This window comes from Terrisporobacter mayombei, assembly GCF_020748465.1.
GTDB lineage: Bacteria > Bacillota > Clostridia > Peptostreptococcales > Peptostreptococcaceae > Terrisporobacter > Terrisporobacter mayombei.
In genome coordinates this window covers 25,565-43,012 of the sequence record NZ_JAHZMP010000005.1, presented here as the reverse complement: position 1 = coordinate 43,012, position 17,448 = coordinate 25,565, and the positions used below count along the sequence as shown (strand labels likewise).

Annotated in this window: 24 protein-coding genes; 21 read left to right on the top strand and 3 right to left on the bottom strand. The window is 28.2% G+C overall.

Going from position 1 to position 17,448, the window contains the following annotated elements; genetic code table 11:
* The first annotated feature begins 164 nt into the window (after positions 1 to 164).
* Positions 165 to 989, top strand: a complete 825-nt coding sequence (locus K0039_RS15200; RefSeq protein WP_228105923.1) for a DUF975 family protein — start codon at positions 165 to 167, stop codon at positions 987 to 989.
* Positions 990 to 1,011: 22 nt separating this feature from the next.
* Positions 1,012 to 1,770: an AAA family ATPase gene (locus K0039_RS15195; protein ID WP_228105922.1), complete on the top strand. Its 759-nt coding sequence runs from the start codon at positions 1,012 to 1,014 to the stop codon at positions 1,768 to 1,770.
* Positions 1,771 to 1,842: 72 nt separating this feature from the next.
* On the opposite strand, the gene K0039_RS15190 is transcribed toward K0039_RS15195, so the two are convergent.
* From K0039_RS15190 to K0039_RS15180, 3 genes are all read right to left on the bottom strand, one after another.
* Positions 1,843 to 2,238 (bottom strand): HsmA family protein, encoded by a 396-nt coding sequence (locus K0039_RS15190; protein WP_228105921.1) that lies wholly within the window; start codon positions 2,236 to 2,238, stop codon positions 1,843 to 1,845.
* Positions 2,231 to 2,671: a MarR family winged helix-turn-helix transcriptional regulator gene (locus K0039_RS15185; protein WP_228105920.1), complete on the bottom strand. Its 441-nt coding sequence runs from the start codon at positions 2,669 to 2,671 to the stop codon at positions 2,231 to 2,233. The genes K0039_RS15190 and K0039_RS15185 overlap by 8 nt, the downstream gene beginning before the upstream one ends.
* Positions 2,672 to 2,792: 121 nt before the next feature.
* Positions 2,793 to 3,341, bottom strand: coding sequence for a DUF3793 family protein (locus K0039_RS15180; RefSeq protein ID WP_228105919.1), 549 nt, complete (start codon positions 3,339 to 3,341; stop codon positions 2,793 to 2,795).
* 184 nt (positions 3,342 to 3,525) lie between these two features.
* On the opposite strand from K0039_RS15180, the gene K0039_RS15175 reads away from it, so the two are divergent.
* From K0039_RS15175 to K0039_RS15085, 19 genes are all read left to right on the top strand, one after another.
* Positions 3,526 to 3,864 (top strand): DUF2325 domain-containing protein, encoded by a 339-nt coding sequence (locus K0039_RS15175; RefSeq protein WP_228105918.1) that lies wholly within the window; start codon positions 3,526 to 3,528, stop codon positions 3,862 to 3,864.
* Between the two features lie 164 nt (positions 3,865 to 4,028).
* Positions 4,029 to 4,241, top strand: a complete 213-nt coding sequence (locus tag K0039_RS15170) for a FeoA family protein (protein ID WP_228105917.1) — start codon at positions 4,029 to 4,031, stop codon at positions 4,239 to 4,241.
* 15 nt (positions 4,242 to 4,256) lie between these two features.
* Positions 4,257 to 4,484: a FeoA family protein gene (locus K0039_RS15165; RefSeq protein ID WP_228105916.1), complete on the top strand. Its 228-nt coding sequence runs from the start codon at positions 4,257 to 4,259 to the stop codon at positions 4,482 to 4,484.
* 17 nt (positions 4,485 to 4,501) lie between these two features.
* The gene (feoB, locus tag K0039_RS15160) at positions 4,502 to 6,544 is read left to right on the top strand and encodes a ferrous iron transport protein B (protein WP_228105915.1); all 2,043 of its coding nucleotides are present in this window, start codon (positions 4,502 to 4,504) and stop codon (positions 6,542 to 6,544) included.
* A 16-nt stretch (positions 6,545 to 6,560) separates the two neighbouring features.
* Positions 6,561 to 6,710, top strand: coding sequence for a FeoB-associated Cys-rich membrane protein (locus K0039_RS15155; protein WP_228105914.1), 150 nt, complete (start codon positions 6,561 to 6,563; stop codon positions 6,708 to 6,710).
* 178 nt (positions 6,711 to 6,888) lie between these two features.
* Positions 6,889 to 8,889, top strand: coding sequence for a fructose-1,6-bisphosphatase (locus tag K0039_RS15150; RefSeq protein ID WP_228105913.1), 2,001 nt, complete (start codon positions 6,889 to 6,891; stop codon positions 8,887 to 8,889).
* A 152-nt stretch (positions 8,890 to 9,041) separates the two neighbouring features.
* Positions 9,042 to 9,701, top strand: a complete 660-nt coding sequence (locus tag K0039_RS15145; RefSeq protein ID WP_228105912.1) for a lytic transglycosylase domain-containing protein — start codon at positions 9,042 to 9,044, stop codon at positions 9,699 to 9,701.
* A gap of 32 nt (positions 9,702 to 9,733) precedes the next feature.
* Positions 9,734 to 10,159 (top strand): YaaR family protein, encoded by a 426-nt coding sequence (locus K0039_RS15140; protein ID WP_228105911.1) that lies wholly within the window; start codon positions 9,734 to 9,736, stop codon positions 10,157 to 10,159.
* 10 nt (positions 10,160 to 10,169) lie between these two features.
* On the top strand, positions 10,170 to 10,475 hold the full coding sequence (locus K0039_RS15135) for a FliM/FliN family flagellar motor switch protein (RefSeq protein ID WP_228105910.1): 306 nt from the start codon (positions 10,170 to 10,172) through the stop codon (positions 10,473 to 10,475).
* A 20-nt stretch (positions 10,476 to 10,495) separates the two neighbouring features.
* A complete protein-coding gene (gene flgM / locus K0039_RS15130) occupies positions 10,496 to 10,771 on the top strand; it encodes a flagellar biosynthesis anti-sigma factor FlgM (protein WP_228105909.1) in 276 nt (91 codons plus the stop codon).
* Complete coding sequence (locus K0039_RS15125; RefSeq protein WP_228105908.1) at positions 10,768 to 11,181, top strand: flagellar protein FlgN; 414 nt, start codon at positions 10,768 to 10,770, stop codon at positions 11,179 to 11,181. The genes flgM and K0039_RS15125 overlap by 4 nt, the downstream gene beginning before the upstream one ends.
* A gap of 15 nt (positions 11,182 to 11,196) precedes the next feature.
* Entirely contained in the window at positions 11,197 to 12,504 is a 1,308-nt protein-coding gene (gene flgK, locus K0039_RS15120) for a flagellar hook-associated protein FlgK (RefSeq protein WP_228105907.1), read from the top strand.
* A 10-nt stretch (positions 12,505 to 12,514) separates the two neighbouring features.
* Positions 12,515 to 13,465, top strand: a complete 951-nt coding sequence (locus K0039_RS15115; RefSeq protein WP_228105906.1) for a flagellin N-terminal helical domain-containing protein — start codon at positions 12,515 to 12,517, stop codon at positions 13,463 to 13,465.
* Between the two features lie 16 nt (positions 13,466 to 13,481).
* Positions 13,482 to 13,853 carry a flagellar assembly protein FliW gene (gene fliW / locus K0039_RS15110; protein WP_228105905.1) on the top strand — a complete coding sequence of 124 codons (372 nt, stop codon included), beginning with the start codon at positions 13,482 to 13,484 and terminating at the stop codon, positions 13,851 to 13,853.
* An 11-nt stretch (positions 13,854 to 13,864) separates the two neighbouring features.
* On the top strand, positions 13,865 to 14,077 hold the full coding sequence (gene csrA / locus K0039_RS15105) for a carbon storage regulator CsrA (protein WP_228105904.1): 213 nt from the start codon (positions 13,865 to 13,867) through the stop codon (positions 14,075 to 14,077).
* 13 nt (positions 14,078 to 14,090) lie between these two features.
* The gene (gene fliS / locus K0039_RS15100) at positions 14,091 to 14,474 is read left to right on the top strand and encodes a flagellar export chaperone FliS (RefSeq protein ID WP_228105903.1); all 384 of its coding nucleotides are present in this window, start codon (positions 14,091 to 14,093) and stop codon (positions 14,472 to 14,474) included.
* A 12-nt stretch (positions 14,475 to 14,486) separates the two neighbouring features.
* Complete coding sequence (gene fliD, locus K0039_RS15095; RefSeq protein ID WP_228105902.1) at positions 14,487 to 16,154, top strand: flagellar filament capping protein FliD; 1,668 nt, start codon at positions 14,487 to 14,489, stop codon at positions 16,152 to 16,154.
* A gap of 17 nt (positions 16,155 to 16,171) precedes the next feature.
* Positions 16,172 to 16,492, top strand: coding sequence for a flagellar protein FliT (locus K0039_RS15090; protein WP_228105901.1), 321 nt, complete (start codon positions 16,172 to 16,174; stop codon positions 16,490 to 16,492).
* A 107-nt stretch (positions 16,493 to 16,599) separates the two neighbouring features.
* Positions 16,600 to 17,391, top strand: a complete 792-nt coding sequence (locus K0039_RS15085; protein WP_228105900.1) for a flagellin N-terminal helical domain-containing protein — start codon at positions 16,600 to 16,602, stop codon at positions 17,389 to 17,391.
* Positions 17,392 to 17,448: the final 57 nt, after the last annotated feature.

Sequence of the window (17,448 nt, the reverse complement as noted above, 5' to 3'; positions counted from 1 at the left end):
TTTAATTAATTAATATAAAAAGAAATGGTGGGTTATTTTAATCCACCATTTTTATTTAAAAATTATTAAAAGGTAAGTCTATGCATTTTAAATAATACAATATTGTAATATTATGCAAATAAAAACTAGCATATAATATACTTATGGTAAAGGGAGGAAATATTATGTGGATTAGAAGCGAACTGAAAGAACGAGGAAAAATTACTTTTAAAAGATTTTACTGGAAAGCAGTGCTAGTATGTTTTATATGTTTACTATTAAGTGGAGGTTTAGGAAGTGGAGCTGGTAGCCGAGTAAGTGATACTTACGATTCATTTATGCATAACGATTATAATTATACAGACGATTACTATTATGGCAATGATGAATATTATTATGATGAAGATTTGGATCAAGAAGCATCAGATTCTTTTAATATAATGGAGGAATTTTTTGCTAGTGGATTCTTTTTATTGTTTATAGGTATATTTATACTTATTTTTATTGTATTATTTATTATTAAATTACTAATTGTTTATCCAATAGAAATAGGTAAAAATAATTTCTTTATGGGAATAAGAGAAGAAGAAAAGACATTGGACAGCTTAATTTTTATTTACAAAAGTGGGCAACTTAAAAATACAATATTTACAATGTTTATGAAAGGTTTATTCCAGTTTTTATGGTCATTGTTATTTATAATTCCAGGAATAATAAAGGCTTATGAATATAGAATGATACCATATATACTAAGTGAAAATCCAGATATAAGTAGACAAAGGGCTTTTGAAATAAGTAAAAGAATGATGGGTGGTAATAAGTGGAATACTTTTGTATTGGACTTATCATTCTTAGGATGGGAGATATTATCAATCTTTACTATAGGTATACTTGGTATTTTCTATGTTAATCCTTATGTACAAAGTACAAATGCAGAGTTATATGCTTATCTTAGAGAAGATGCTCTTAAAAATGGATATGTTAGCAGTAGTGAATTAATAGGATTCTAATATATTGAAAGGCAAATGCAAAATGGAAGAAATAAATTATAATACTTTTATAAGAGAAGTGAAAATTAATAAAGAAAAGATAGAAAATATTAATGAGTATCCTTTCTCTTTGCCTATAATAAAGCATTTAGAAAGATTAAAAATGCATCCAAAAGTTACTTTTATTGTAGGAGAAAATGGTAGTGGAAAATCAACCTTATTGGAAGCTATAGCTGTAGCGTATGGATTTAATCCGGAAGGTGGTACCAAAAACTTTAATTTTTATACAAAAAATAGCCACTCCATACTTTACGAATATATTACCTTAGTAAAAGGAATAAAAAGTCCAAAAGATGGATTCTTCTTGAGAGCAGAGTCAATGTATAACTTGGCTACTAATATAGATGAACTAGATAGTGTTCTTGGTCCAGGAGCTAGAGTGATTGATTCATATGGAGGGAAATCTCTTCATGATCAATCTCATGGAGAATCATTTTTCTCTGTAATGTTAAATAGATTTTCAAAAAATGGTATATATATTCTTGATGAGCCAGAAGCTGCCCTGTCTCCATGTAGACAAATGTCAATGCTCACTAGGATAAATGAATTAGTAAGAGAAAACTGTCAATTTATTATAAGTACTCATTCACCAATACTTATGACTTATCCTGATTCTACAATATATGAGATTAAAGATAGCAAAATTAGAGAAGTGAATGTGGAGGAAACGGAGCATTTTCAAATAACAAAATCATTTTTAAATAGCAAAGAAAAGTTTTTAAATATTTTATTAAATGACTAAAATAAGAATTACTATATAATAAAAATAACAACTATATAATGTTATATAGTTGTTATTTTTATTATGAAAATACTATATTCCCATTCCTAACATCATTCCTATAAAGTAAGGAATTAACCATATAAGCCAAACTACAATACTAAATTTATGGAATGTTTCTTTTTTCTTTTCATCGTTTTTATATAATACCCATGTGGCCCAAACAGCATGGAATAACATAAGTACAATTGCTAAAGATCCAGTAATTCCGTGTAACGTTAGACCCGCAGCACTCATTGTATCAGCACCTGATTTGGCTATTTTACTCATAGTTAAAGTACCTGTTGTATCACATATTAAACCTAGCCAAAATATAATTACATGATTTTTATTAAGGTTTTTAGCTCTTCTTTCAGAGAATACTCCTATTGTATAAAATATTAGAGCTAAAGTTATAGCTACTATTGCAAAAATTAAAATATTACTCATTTTTATTATCTCCTTTTAATTTATCTCTTAATTCAATTAAATCTTTCTTAGTTTTTTTTACTTCTTCATCAGTAAAATTCTCAAAAACTTTATCAAAACTTTTATTTATTTCATTTCTAAAGTTTTTAGCATATTCATAACCTCTATTTGAAAACTCTACATAGGTATTTCTTTTGTCATTGTCATATTTTACCTTTTTTACGTAATCAGCAGTTTCTAGTCTACTAACTATTCCGGATATAGTACCCTTAGCTAAGGACATTTCTTTACACAACTCAGAGATTGTGATCTTTCCTTTATGTGCTATTAACTTAATAACCATGGTTTGTTGATGAGTAAGGGAACTTCCTTTTAAATTTTGGTTAACAATTTCAATTGTACTTGCGTATATTTCCTTAATTAACATTGCTATTTCAAATGAATCATGTTTCATTAAAAAATCTCCTCATCAATTTAATTAAACAAAATAGTTTGCATAGAAACTAATTTGTTCTTATGCAAACTATTTTATTACATTGAATGTTTTTTGTCAACAACTTATAATTAAAATTTTTTCAACTATGAATTAATATTTCTAATGGATAATTATCGTCATAAAGATAAGTAAATAGTTGAGTATATTTTTTGAAAATTTTAAATTTATTGATACAAAGTTCAACATCGTTATAAACTTTCCAACAACCACAAATTTTAAAATTATTTCCTTTATATTTAATAAAATCTTTTACATCATTTAAAGGATAACCTAGAAAAACACCGATTTCATGAGGTGTTTTATGAAAAAATTTAAATCTTACTTTTAAGTGAAAAATGTAATCTTCTATATTAATACATTCATATCCATAAGTACTTAAAAAATCTATAACGCTTTTATTTTTTAAATCATTAAGAAGCATTTTTGATCTATAAAGGTAAATTAAATCATATTTATCGCAAGTATAAATAATATCTAAGTATACATCTAAAGAATTTAAAAGCAGATTATAATTTTTAATTTCAATATTTAAATTTGATTTATTATGTGTGTAAACTTTGAATAAGCTACCCGTTTTTACTCCAGCTAAAGTCGGTGAAGCATATTTTATTAATAATTTATCTATCATTTAAAATCAGTCCTTAAAAGTTATATAGTTTTATTATTCTTATAAAATAGCCAATCTATAATTGTTTTTTTATGTAAAATTTGTGAAAAAAACCTGTATTTGTTGACAGGTTGGAAATGAGATGATAATATTATAAATACTAATGATAATCATTATCAATTTCGAAAGGGAGGATGAAAGATAAATGACTTTATTGGTAGTAGGTGGAAATGAAAGAATGAGGAGAGACTATATTAATTTAGGAAAAGAAAAAGGATACAAAACAAAAGTAATATTGAATATGTCATCAAAAGCTCTTAAGGATTTTGGAAGTCCAAATGCAGTTGTAATGTTTACTTCTACAGTATCTCATAAGTTAAAAACTGTAGTAGAAACTCAAGCAAAGAAAAAAAATATACCTGTTATAAGACATTACAATAACAGTAAAGTATCTTTTTTGGAATGCCTTGATAAAGTAGATGAATGTAATGGAGAATGTTCATCATGTAAATATAATTTTAAAAAAACCAAGAGTTTTATATAAAATACATAAGAGAAAAACATAGACATTCATATATGTATACGATAATAATGATAATTATTTTCATAAAACTATTGACGTGGGAAAAATTGAAAGTTATTATATGTATGAGATTGATTATCAGTAAATATTAAATATCATTTATGTAAATATAAGGGGATGATTATATGTTATTATCAATGGTTTCTTTAGGAGAAATTAAGAAAATAAAAGAGTTAAGAGGAAAAGATTCAGTAAAAACACATTTACAGAGCCTTGGATTTCTTCCAGGCGAAAAAATTGAAGTAATATCAGAAAATCCAAGTGGGATTATATTATTAATTAAAAGCACAAAAATAGCTATAAATAAAGCAATGGCAAATAAAATAGTAGTAGAATAGCAGGAGGAAAGATTAATGAAAACGTTAAGAGATTTAAGTCCTGGACAAAAAGGAACAGTAACTAGTTTAGGAGAAAGAGGGCCTTCAAGAAGAAGACTGATGGATATGGGAATTACACCAGGAGTAGAAATACAAATAGTAAAAGTAGCCCCACTAGGTGATCCTATAGAAGTGAACTTAAGAGGATATGAGTTAAGTCTAAGAAAAGATGAAGCAAATCAAATAATAGTAAATCAATTATAGTAAAGAAGGGGAATAAAATGAGTTTAAATATTGCATTAGCAGGAAATCCAAACTGCGGAAAAACAACTCTTTTTAATGAAATTACTGGCTCAAAGCAACATGTTGGAAACTGGCCAGGAGTTACAGTAGAGAAAAAAGAGGGAAAATATAAAAAAAATAAAGAAATGAATATAGTGGATTTACCAGGGATTTATTCTCTTTCGCCATATTCAGCAGAAGAAATAGTGGCAAGAAATTATATTGTAGAGGAAAAGCCAGATGTACTTATAAATATAATTGATGCTACCAATATAGAGAGAAATATGTATTTAACACTTCAAATATTGGAAACAGAGATCCCGACTATAGTGGCATTAAATATGATGGATGAAGTTGAAAATAGTGGAACTCAAATAGACATTGATAAAATATCAAAACTTTTAGGGGTTAGGGTTGTACCTATAGCAGCTAGAAATGGTAAAAATATAGATTTGTTAATGGAAGAAGTTAAAAAGGTATCTAATGATAAGAATAAAGATTTAAAAATTTACTCTAAAGATGTAGAGGAGTTTCGAGAAGAAATTTTACGTCATATAGATGATAATGATATTCAAAAGATAAATAGTAGATGGAGAAGTATTAAATTATTAGAAGAGGATTCAATAGAAATTCAAAAACTTTCACAAGATAAAAAAGAAAAAATTAAATCTATTTTAAGCATAGCCAATGAAAAATTAAATGGAGATGCAGAGGGTGAAATTGCAGATCAAAGATACAAATTTATTTCTAACGTAGTAGGAAAAACTGTTAAAAAGAAAGAAAAAGCAGATGGCAATAGAGTAGAAACTGCATCAGATAAAATAGATAAAATACTAACTAATAGAATAATAGCTATACCTGCATTTTTAGTGATAATGTACGGATTATTCTCTATAACGTTTGGTGAAGGACCTTTAGGCATAGGTGTATGGCTTCAAACTATAGTTGTTGATTTTTGGGATGGACCATTAACTGAGACAATACTAACGTCTTTACAAAACATGGGAGCTAGTGAATGGGCATTATCTCTAGTAGGTGATGGCATCTTAGCAGGTCTTGGTGGTGTAGTATCATTCTTACCACAAATTCTTGTGTTATTCTTGTTAATGTCAGTTTTAGAAGACAGCGGATATATGGCAAGAGTTGCATTTGTTATGGATAAAATCTTTAGAAAATTTGGTTTAAGTGGAAAATCATTTATACCGCTACTTATGGGATTTGGATGCTCAGTGCCAGCACTTATGGCAAGTAGAACTTTAGAAAATGAAAAAGATAGAAAAATAACAATGATGATTACTCCTTTTATGTCTTGTGGAGCTAAATTACCAATCTATCTAATGTTTGCAGCAACATTATTTGCAAATAGTAATCAAACTTTAATCATCTATTCGATTTACATGCTAGGTTTAGTTGTAGCAGTAATATCAGCACTTATACTAAGTAAATTTGTAGTAAAAGGTGAAGCTTCAAATTTTATAATGGAACTTCCTCAATATAGAGTACCAACTTTAAGAAGTGTATTTATACATGGTTTCGAAAAGGTTAAAGGGTTTGCGATAAAAGCAGGTACAGTTATATTAGCATCTACAATATTGATTTGGTTATTATCAAACTTCAACTTCAGCGGTATGTGTGAAATGGAAGATAGTATACTAGCATCAATAGGCAGAAGTATTCAGTGGATATTTGCACCACTTGGATTTGGAAACTGGAAAGCATCAGTAGGTGTAGTGACAGGATGGATAGCTAAAGAGAATATAGTTTCTACATTTGGAGTATTATTTGGAGCAAGTGATGCAATAACAGAGGCGGCTATGGAAGGAAGTGCGGCAATTCCAGGTGTGGCAGCAGCCTTTACCCAGGCATCAGCATTTTCATATATGGCATTTAACTTACTTTGTATGCCTTGTTTTGCAGCCGTTGGAGCTATTAAAAAAGAAATGGGTTCTTGGAAAGATACTCTTTGTACAGTAGGTTTTCAAATGTTAGTGGCTTGGGTAGTTGCATTTTTAGTATATACAATATGTGGGTTTATTTTTTAAATAAAGGAATGATATTATGATAAATTACTTAATTGGAATAGGAGCAGCTTTAATAGTAATTTTAACTTGTAAAAATTTTATAAAGAATGCTAGAAGTGGAGAAAGTAAGTGCTCTAGTGATTGCAATGGGTGTTCATCTGCAAATCAGTGTAACCATAAACAATAATTTCTTAACAATCTAACCTTCCCTAAAAAAGAATGAGATATCTCATTCTTTTTTATTTGTATAAAAATATATTATTAACATTTGGAATAAAATATAAAGAGTAACTATAAGAAAAATTAATATAAAAATATATGTTATAATAATTTAGAGTAAGAAAATTAATAGGGAGGAATTTTATATGAAAGAAATATATGAAGTTTCAGATGATTATTTAAATAGTCAGCTTAAATATTTGAAATTATTATCTAAACAATACTCAAGCATATCAGAAGCAAGTGCTGAAATTATAAATTTAAAAGCAATATTAAATCTTCCTAAGGGGACAGAACATTTTCTGTCAGATATTCATGGAGAATATGAGCCTTTTGTTCATGTATTAAAAAATGCATCGGGAGTAATAAAAAGAAAAATAGAAGAGTTATTTGGAAATTCCATGATAGAAAGTGAGCGTAGAAGGCTGGCTACTCTTGTATATTACCCAGAACAAAAACTAGATTTAATTGAAAAACAAGAAAGTCAAAAAGAAATTGAAGACTTTTATAGAATAAGTATTAATAGATTAATTGAACTTTTAAGATATGCTTCAAGCAAATATACAAGATCAAAAGTAAGAAAATTCCTTCCAGAAGATTTTAGATATATTATAGAGGAGTTGTTGCATCCAGATTCAACTAGCCCTCATAAAGATGAATATTATAAAAGTATAGTAGATAATATTATTGAAATAGATAGAGCAAGAGTGTTTATAATAGAGGTTTCTAAGGCAATACAAAAACTTGTTATAGATAGATTACATATAGTTGGAGATATTTATGATAGGGGACCAAGACCGGATATTATTATGGATACTTTGATGGATTATCACAATGTGGATATACAGTGGGGGAACCACGATATATTATGGATGGGAGCTGCAGCAGGACAAAAAGTATGTGTAGCTAATGCCATAAGAATATCTGCAAGATATGCGAATTTAGATATAGTAGAAGATATTTATGGAATTAATATATTACCTTTAGCAACATTTGCCCTAGAAGTATACAAAGATGATCCATGTACAGAATTTATGCCGAAGATTAGTGATGATGAGGCTTCTACAACAGAAAAATCATTAATAGCAAAAATGCACAAAGCAATTAGTATAATTCAATTTAAGTTAGAAGCAGAAATAATAAAAAGAAGACCTGAGTTTGAAATGGATCATAGAGTATTATTAAATAAAGTAGACTATAAAGAAGGCACAATAGGGTTAAAGGGAAAAACTTATAAATTAAAAGACACAAATTTCCCAACAATAGATCCAAAAGATCCTTATAAATTAACACAAAGAGAAGAAATTGTAATAGAGAAATTGGCTACATCTTTTGAAAATAGTGATAAACTTCAAAAACACGTAGGCTTTTTATTTTCAAAGGGTAGTATTTATTTAAAAACTAATGGTAATTTACTTGTTCATGGATGTATACCTTTAACTAATGATGGTGACTTTATGTCAATGAAAATTGACAATAAAGAGTATAAGGGTAAAGCGCTAATGGACAAGATGGAATCTTATATTAGAAAAGGATATTTCTTTGATAAAAATCATCCAGAAAAAGAATATGGAAAAGATATGATGTGGTACTTATGGACAGGCAAATGTTCATCTTTATTTGGAAAAGATGATATGACCACATATGAAAGATATTTTATAGGTGAAAAAGAAGCTCAAAGGGAAAATAAAAATCCATATTATACTTTAAGAGAAGAAGATCAAATTTTAAAGAGGATTTTTGATGAGTTTGATTTAGATTTTGAGAGTGGACACATAATCAATGGTCATGTACCTGTTAAGAGTAAAAATGGTGAAAGTCCATTAAAAGCAGGTGGAAGAATTTTAGCTATTGATGGTGGTTTTTCTAGGGCTTACCAAGGGAAAACAGGGATAGCAGGATATACTTTGATATATAACTCACAAATGATGCAATTAGTATCACATGAGCCCTTCTCATCAGCAGAAGACTCTATATTTAATGAAAAAGATATATTATCCACATCAATAATTGTGGAAAATAGAGTAAATAGAATGTTTGTAAGGGATACTTATGATGGAATGAAAATTCAGCAAGAAGTAAATGATTTGAAAATGTTAATAATTGCTTACAAAAAGGGCCTTATTAAAGAAGTGCAAATCAAATAGAAAATATGAATGAGCTATGTTATTAAAAAATTAGTAAATAGCTCATTTTTATTTGAAGATAAAATGCTAAACTTTAATAAAAAAATAATTTATTGTATAAAGATAATCTAGAAATGTACGTATTATAAAAATAAAAAGGTTGAGGAGAATATATGATTAATAGCATTGACTTATTAAAATGCCAGCTAAGCAATTCTTTGACTGGTTTAAATAAATGTAGTTGTGAATCTAGTAGTAGTTCTTTTGACATGGTAATGATAAGTTTGTTAAAAGCAATCTCTACAACTAATTCACAAAATATAAATATAAATATAAACTTAAATAATAAAAATTTTGAGAATGTCTCAGGACTAGAAACATTAAATAGTAGCCAAAATACAAATAAAATAAAAGCAACTAATAAGGATAAAAGTGTAAATGAAAGAATTGAAAATGCTGTAGAAAAATGTGCTAAAAAATACGGGGTAAATGAAAATTTGATTAAAGCCATAATCAAAGTTGAATCAAATTTTAATCCTAATTGTGTGTCTGGTGCTGGTGCAAAAGGCTTAATGCAGTTAATGCCATTTAACTGTACTGACTTAGGAGTTAAAAATCCATTTAACATTGAACAAAATATAGACGGTGGAACAAGACATATAAAAGAATATCTAGATATGTATGGAGGGGATGAACAAATGGCATTGATGGCTTTTAATGGCGGACCGGGAAGGATGGCTAGCAGAGGAGTCAAATCTATCAATGATTTATATAAAATGCCAAAAGAAACTCAAAACTATGTACCAAAAGTAATGAAGTACTATAAAGGGTAATAATTAAAATATTTATAATATAGAGGATAAATATGAAAGTAGAACAGGTAGGTATAAATAGGAATATTAATACTATAGAAAATAGAGGAAACAAACAAAAAAGTAGCTTTAATGATAGTTTTAATCTGGCAAATAGATTTAAAAGTAAAGAAGAGATAGAACTATATATAAAAGAAATAAAATCAATTGGTGAAAAAGTAGTGGCAAATCAAAACTATAGCGATGTGGTAAATTATAAAAAGGCCATTAAATCATATTTAAAGTCAGTAGTAGATTATATGTATAGTTTAAATCAAGATTCTAGTTTTTGGGATGGAAATTATTTTAAAACAGTAAAAATAGTAGACGAAAAATTAGAGAGTATTACTAAAGAATTATTATACGATCAGAAAGATAATATAGATTTGGCCACAAAAATAGACGAGATAAATGGTCTTTTAGTCGATATGTATTTATAAAGGAGGAAATATGAATAATATTTATTCAGTAGAATTTGAACAATTAGTAGAAGGTGAAAAAATACCAACTGATAGTGCTAATCAAATATTTGGAGCACTTATGGATATAACCATATCTATGGGAAGTGCAAGAGAAAAAATTGGTAAAATTGCTAACTATAAAGTGGGAGACATAATAGTGCTTGATAAGCATGTTGAAGAAACACTTGACATAAATGTTAACGGAAGAATGATAGCAAGTGGAGAAAGTATAATTATAGAAAATAAATTAGCAGTTAGGCTTTCACAGATTAAAAGTGTAAATCAAGATATTTAGTTAATACAAGGAGGTGCACTATGAAGATTAATAGTATTAAATTTACAAATATTGATAATGTTTATAGAACTAAAAAATTGGGAGTTGAAAATATAAATAATAAAAATAATAAATCAGATTCAGTACAAATATCAGATTTGGGAAAATATTTGAATGAAGTAAATATAAGTAAAGAAGATGTAAATATGGATAAAGTGAATGATATAAAAAAAAGAATTGAAAATGGAACATATTCAGTAGATTCGAAAGCTTTAGCAAAAAAAATAATAGAAAGGATGGAAGGTGATAATAATTGAATTCACAGTTAAAAGTAATAATATTTGAAGAAAAAAATATTATTAAAAATTTATTAACTCTTTTAGATGAACAGTATAACTTTATAATAGATAAAGATGTTATAAAGATGGATAAAATTGCAAAAGAATTAGATGAAGTATCTAAAGATTTAGCAAGAATAGAAATAAAAAGAAGAAATATCATGGGTAGTGAAGCTAGCATTAAAGAAGTTGTTGAAGCTAGCAATGATGAAAAAATAAAGCAAGCTTATGAAGAAATACAAACTACCTTAAAGATGATAGAAATACAGAAAGAAGCAAATGAAATACTTATAAAACAAAGATTATTCTTTACAAGAAAAATGATAAATTGCATCAAGCCTAACAAAGGAATAGGTACATATAACGCTTATGGACAAGTAGGTAAATAGGATAGGGGGATACATATGGCTGGATTATTAGGGAGTTTACACTCAGCTAAATCGGGAATGGATGTAAGTCAGGCATCAATACAGACTACATCTCACAACATTAACAATATGAATACACCTGGATATACTAGGCAAAGAGTAGAACAAAGTGCAAGAAGTGCTTATAGTAACCCAGGTTTTAATAGTAGTCTTGGAGCAGGTCAATTAGGGACAGGTGTAGAGGCTACTAATATTATGAGGATAAGAAATACTTTTTATGATTATCAGTACAGAAGCGAATCTCATAACTACGGTGAAATAAGTACAAAGTATCAATACTATACAAATATGGAGACCATATTCAATGAGCCTTCAGAAACGTCGATTTCAGCATCAATAGCGAACTTCTTTTCTAGTTGGCAAGAATTATCAAAGAATCCTACTGATGTAGGATCTAAGGATATTATGGTTCAAAATACTAAGTATCTTGCAGACAATATTAGTAATATAAAGAAAAAACTAGATAGTCTGGCACAACAGGCTAATAAGAAGCTTAACGATGATGTTAAAGAAGTAAACAATATGCTTGAACAACTTAAAAAATTAGATAAACAGATAAAAATAGTTGAAGGCAGTGGGAAAACTCCTAATGACTTGATGGATGAAAGAGATAAAGTTTTAGATGATTTAAGTATGAAGCTAGATCTAAATAACGAAGATGTTAAAAAACTTTTAGATAATACATACGATGCGAACGGTAATTTTACACCGTTAACTGCAGATGATATCAAAGGTTTGGATAATGTATCAGGAGAAATACAAGGTTCTTTAGACATGATAGATAAAATAAATGAATATACAGCAACTTTAACAGAATTAGCAAAAGGTATAGCTGAAGGTGTTAATAAAGTACTTGCAGATGGAGGCGCTAAACCATCTGATTTATTTGTATTTGACGCAAGTAAAGATCCAATATTAAGTGTAAATAAAGGTTTATCAGATAATCCTAGAGATTTTGAAATCTCAACAGAAACAGCCTTAGCAATGTATAAATTAAAGGATGAAAAAATAACTATAGGAGGAGAAACAACTACTATAGATAAATTCTACAATCAAATGATACAAAAACTAGGTAATGAATCACAAGAAATAATAAGACAAGAGCGTAACCAAAGCAAAATAATTAAAGAAATAGATAATACAAGATTAAACACATCAGGGGTATCTTTAGATGAAGAAATGGTAAATTTAATACAATTTCAACATGCATATAGTGCCTGTGCAAAGGTTGTATCTACTATAGATAGTCTTTTAGATGTAGTTGTAAATGGGCTAAAGAGATAGGGGGGTAAATATGAGAATAACAAATACTTCAATGATAAGGAATCACATGTATGATACTCAAGAAAATTTAACTAGAATGAATAAAACAAATGAGCAGATAGGCACTAGTAAAATGATAAATAGAGTTTCTGATGATCCACATAAAGCTATAAGGATAATGAACTTAAACAATGAAATAAGATATACAGAAAAATATAATTATAATATTGATGAGACTGTTGGGTGGATGGACACAACAGACGGATCTTTAGAACATTTAGGTAATATGCTTGGAGATATAAAAGAAGATATATTAAAGGTTGGAAATGGTGTGTATTCTGATGAAGAGTTTAAAGCTATTCAGGCTGAAATGAATGAAAAAATAAAAGAAATTGCAGATGTAATGAATACTACTTATGGTGGAAAATACATGTTTGGTGGGACTAATGTGAATGAGCCACCTATAATAATGGAAAGCAAAGATGGTGTAGTTACTTTAAAAATCAATCCAAATTCAAATATAGGTGATTTAAGAGCTGATATATCTGATGGTATAAATATAGATTATAATATATCAGCTGGTGAAATTTTTAATGGAAAAGATAATAATGGTAAACAAATAAATTTTCTTGAAGAAATTAATAATGTATCTAAACTTATGAATAAAATAGCAAATGGAACTGGTGATGAAAAAAGTAAAGCTAAACAACAATTATTAGGAACGACTAAGGATAATATAGATAACTTGTATAATCACGCTCTAGATGAAAGAACCTCTTTAGGTGTTAGAGTAAGTACAGCAGAAAAAGTAAAGGGACTTAATGAAGAAAATATATTAAATATGAAGAAAGTATTATCTCTAGACCAAGATGTGGATCAAGTTAATAAATTTATAGAGTTAAAATCAGCTGAATTAGTATATCAAGCATCTATAAAAGTAGGGAGTACATTAATGCAACCTACTATATTAGATTATCTATAAAATGTGGGAGGGATCTATGCAAATATTTTTTGAAAAGGGAATACCAGGACTTGAGAAATATAGCAAATTTGAAATAAGTCAAGTTGAAAGCAATGAAAAATTTAAGCTTATAATATCTATAGAAGATTCAAATATTGGATTCATAGCCATATCTCCTTTTGAAATGAAAAAGGATTATGAACTAAACTTAAGTGACGATATAATAAAAGAATTACAAATAGATAGCCCAAAGGATGTATTAGTGTTAAATTTAATAACTCTAGGAAAAACTTTAGAGAAAAGTACGGTTAATTTAAAAGCTCCTGTTATTATAAATATAAAAAATAACAAAGGTAAGCAATTAATATTGCAAGATGATAAGTATAGCATAAAAGAACCTTTAGTATAAGGAGTGGGATGATGTTAGTAATTACTAGAAAAAAGGAAGAATCTTTATTAATTGGTGATGATATTGAAATAAAAATAGTAAAAATAGATGATGGAAGCGTAAAAATTGCAATAGATGCCCCAAAGGACAAAATTATACTTAGAAAAGAAGTATATGAAAATGTAAGAAAAGAAAATACTAAAGCAGTTGCAAATACAAATGAAATATTAAAGTTGTTAAAGTAAGGAAGGAATATTTATGTATACATCAAACCCGTATAATACATACAAGCAAAATTCAGTAAATATGGCCTCAAAAGAAAGATTACTATTGATGCTACTAGATGGCTCTGTGAAATATACAAAGATAGCAAGAACAGCGATACAAGAAAAAGACATGGCTAAAGCTCATAAGGAATTGGTTAGAGTTCAAGATATATTTTTAGAATTAATGGTTACAATGGACAAAAGTGCTGGCAAGTATATGGAAGAGTTATATAATTTATATGATTTTATAAAAAATGAACTGGGAAGAGCAAATATAAAGAAAGATGTAAAGATAATTGATAATATTTTACCTATAATAGAAGAAATCAGGGATATATGGTATGAAACAGATAAAAAGATAAAAACTGGGAAGTAGGAGGAAATTTTTATGTCAAGTGTAAGTGGAATAAGATTACCTGGTTTAGCGACGGGTATGGATACTGAAACAATGGTAAAAGAAATGCTTACTGGAGATCAAAATAAAATAGACAAAGCCAAACAAAAAGAGCAAACTATAAAGTGGCAGCAAGAAATTTATAGAGAAGTTATAAAGGATGTAAAAGGTTTTAATGATAAATATTTTAGTTTCACATCTAAAGACTCCATACTAGTTAGTAATGCTTGGAATACATTAACTATAAATAGCTCTAATTCAAATGTGATAACTGCAACAGGTACGCCTGGAGCAAATAAAGTTGATTACAAATTTGAGGTAAAAAAATTAGCTCAACCTCCTATAGCTGAATCTTCTAAGGCTACAAATAAAACAAATAGCTTAAAAGACTTAGGTTTATCAGGAGAAACTACATTTGTAATTAGATATGGTGATGGAGAAAACGAAGTTTCAAAACCTATAACTATAAGAACTGAGAATACGTATAAAAAAGAAATTGTACCAAAACAACAAGTAGATGCAGATGGAAAACCTTTGGTAGATGCAGATGGAAAACCTGTTTATGTACAAAAATTAGATGCAGATGGAAATCCAATGGTAGATACAGATGGAAAACCTGTTTATGAAACAGAAGAAATAGATGTACTAGATCAACCAGCTGATACTATAGAAACTTTAGTGAAAAAAATAAATAATAGTACATCGGGCGAAGTAAAAGCATCTTATAGTGAAATGACAGGTAAGTTTACTATAGAATCTTCTAAGACAGGAAGTAACAGTTTCCTTAAAATAGTTTCGGAAGATGGGACAACTGAAAGTGGATCTTTAGATTTTTTAGGATTTGGGAGAAAAACTTTTACTGGGACTAATTCAGAAGTAGTGGTAACATCAAAAGATGGTTCGTTTACAAAAACATTGGAAGAACAATCAAACTCATTTACTATAGATGGTATAAAGTACAATGTTCATGCAGAAGGGACATCTGAATTAAATTCAAAACAAGATGTACAGCCTGTAGTCGATAAGATGAAAGCATTTGTAGAAGATTATAACAAAATAATGGAAAGAGTATATGATACTTTAATTCAAAAACCTAATAGAGGCTATCCACCATTGACTGAATCTCAAAAAAAAGACATGGATGAAGATGAGATAAAAAAATGGGAAGAAAAGTCTAAAGAGGGTCTGCTTAGAAATGATTCTGATATGAGAAAATTCATGGATGATATGCAAAAATCAATATTTGGAGATAATATGCAAATATTAAATGAAATGGGATTAAAATCTCACGAAAACTATAACAAAAGAGGTCAAATATCTTTAGATGAGAGTAAGTTTATAAAAGCATTAGAAAATAATTCTGACAAAGTATATGATATATTTGCAAAGGGAAGTTCCAGTGTGATGGAAAATATGAAAAGTACCATAGGTAAATATGTAGGTAACTCTTCTTCTATTTTTGCTAAAAAAGCTGGTCTTGAAAAAACTGCATCAGCAACTAATAATTTTTATTCAGAACAATTAAAAAAATATGCAGAGTCTATAAAAGAACTACAAAGAAAAATGAATGATAAAGAAAATGATTTATATAAGAAGTTTGGATTATTAGAGTCAAATATGAATAAATTTAATTCTCAGATGAATTATTTTGCGCAAATGTAAATCTAGGGGAATGTTATATGACAGAAAAAATTAATTTATATAAAGAAATATCATTACAAATTGTTGAATCATTAAAAAATGAAGATATATATATATTAGGAAAATTATTAGATAAAAGGCAAGAAATATTAGATAATCAAATTGATAATAATGAATTTAAACATAAGTTAATTAATGAAGGAATTATTGATATAGATAGACAGATAGATGAACTATTAAAAAATAATATGGCAAAAATAAAGCAAGAAATAAAAGAATATAGATTGTCAAAAAAAGTTAATAACTCCTATATGAATTATAATAAAGGAAATTTAAATATTTTTAATAAAAAAGTATAAAGTATTTTAAAAGTATGCCGGATACATATAGTGTAAGCAATACTTGGCCAAGTATTTGTATAAAAAAATAAGACAAGGATGTCGTAAAAACTAGGGAGAGTATAAAAATGAGAATAAACACTAATTTAAATGCTATGATATCAACTAATCAAATGGCAAAAAACACTGCTTTAGCAGGAAATTCTATGGAAAAATTATCAACAGGTTTAAGAATAACTAAAGCTGGAGATGATGCTGCAGGACTAGCTATATCTGAAAAAATGAGATCTCAAATAAGAGGTATGGAACAAGCTGATAGAAACGTACAAGATGGTGTATCTATGGTACAAACTGCAGAAGGTGCATTAGAAGAAGCAGGAAATATAGTTCAAAGAATGAGAGAGTTAGGAATACAAGCTGGTAATACAACATTAGAAACTGCAGATAGAGATAAAATATCAGTAGAATTACAGCAATTAACAGAAGAAATAGGTAAGATAGCTTCAGATACTAAGTTTAATAATACTACAGTATTTGCTGATACAACAGTAACAATACAAGCAGGAGCTAATAGTGAAACAAGAACATTTAAAGTAGGAGCATTAGCTACTACAGTAACTTCAGATGTAGCGGATGCAGCAAAAGCTAAAACTGTTGTGGATGCAGCAACTACTGACTTAGCAAAAATAAATGAATCAAGAGCTAAATTAGGAGCAGTACAAAATAGATTAGAGTACACTTCTTCAAACTTAACAACATCAACAGAAAACTTAACTGCAGCAGAATCAAGAATAAGAGATGTAGATGTTGCTAAAGAAATGGTTAAGTTATCTAAGTTTAACATATTAACTCAAGCTTCTCAAGCTATGGTAGCTCAAGCTAAGCAACAACCAGAACAAGTAACTCAATTATTAAGATAATTTAAATAAGTATTAAATTTTAAACTAAGGGGTAGAGCTTATGCTTTACTCTTTATT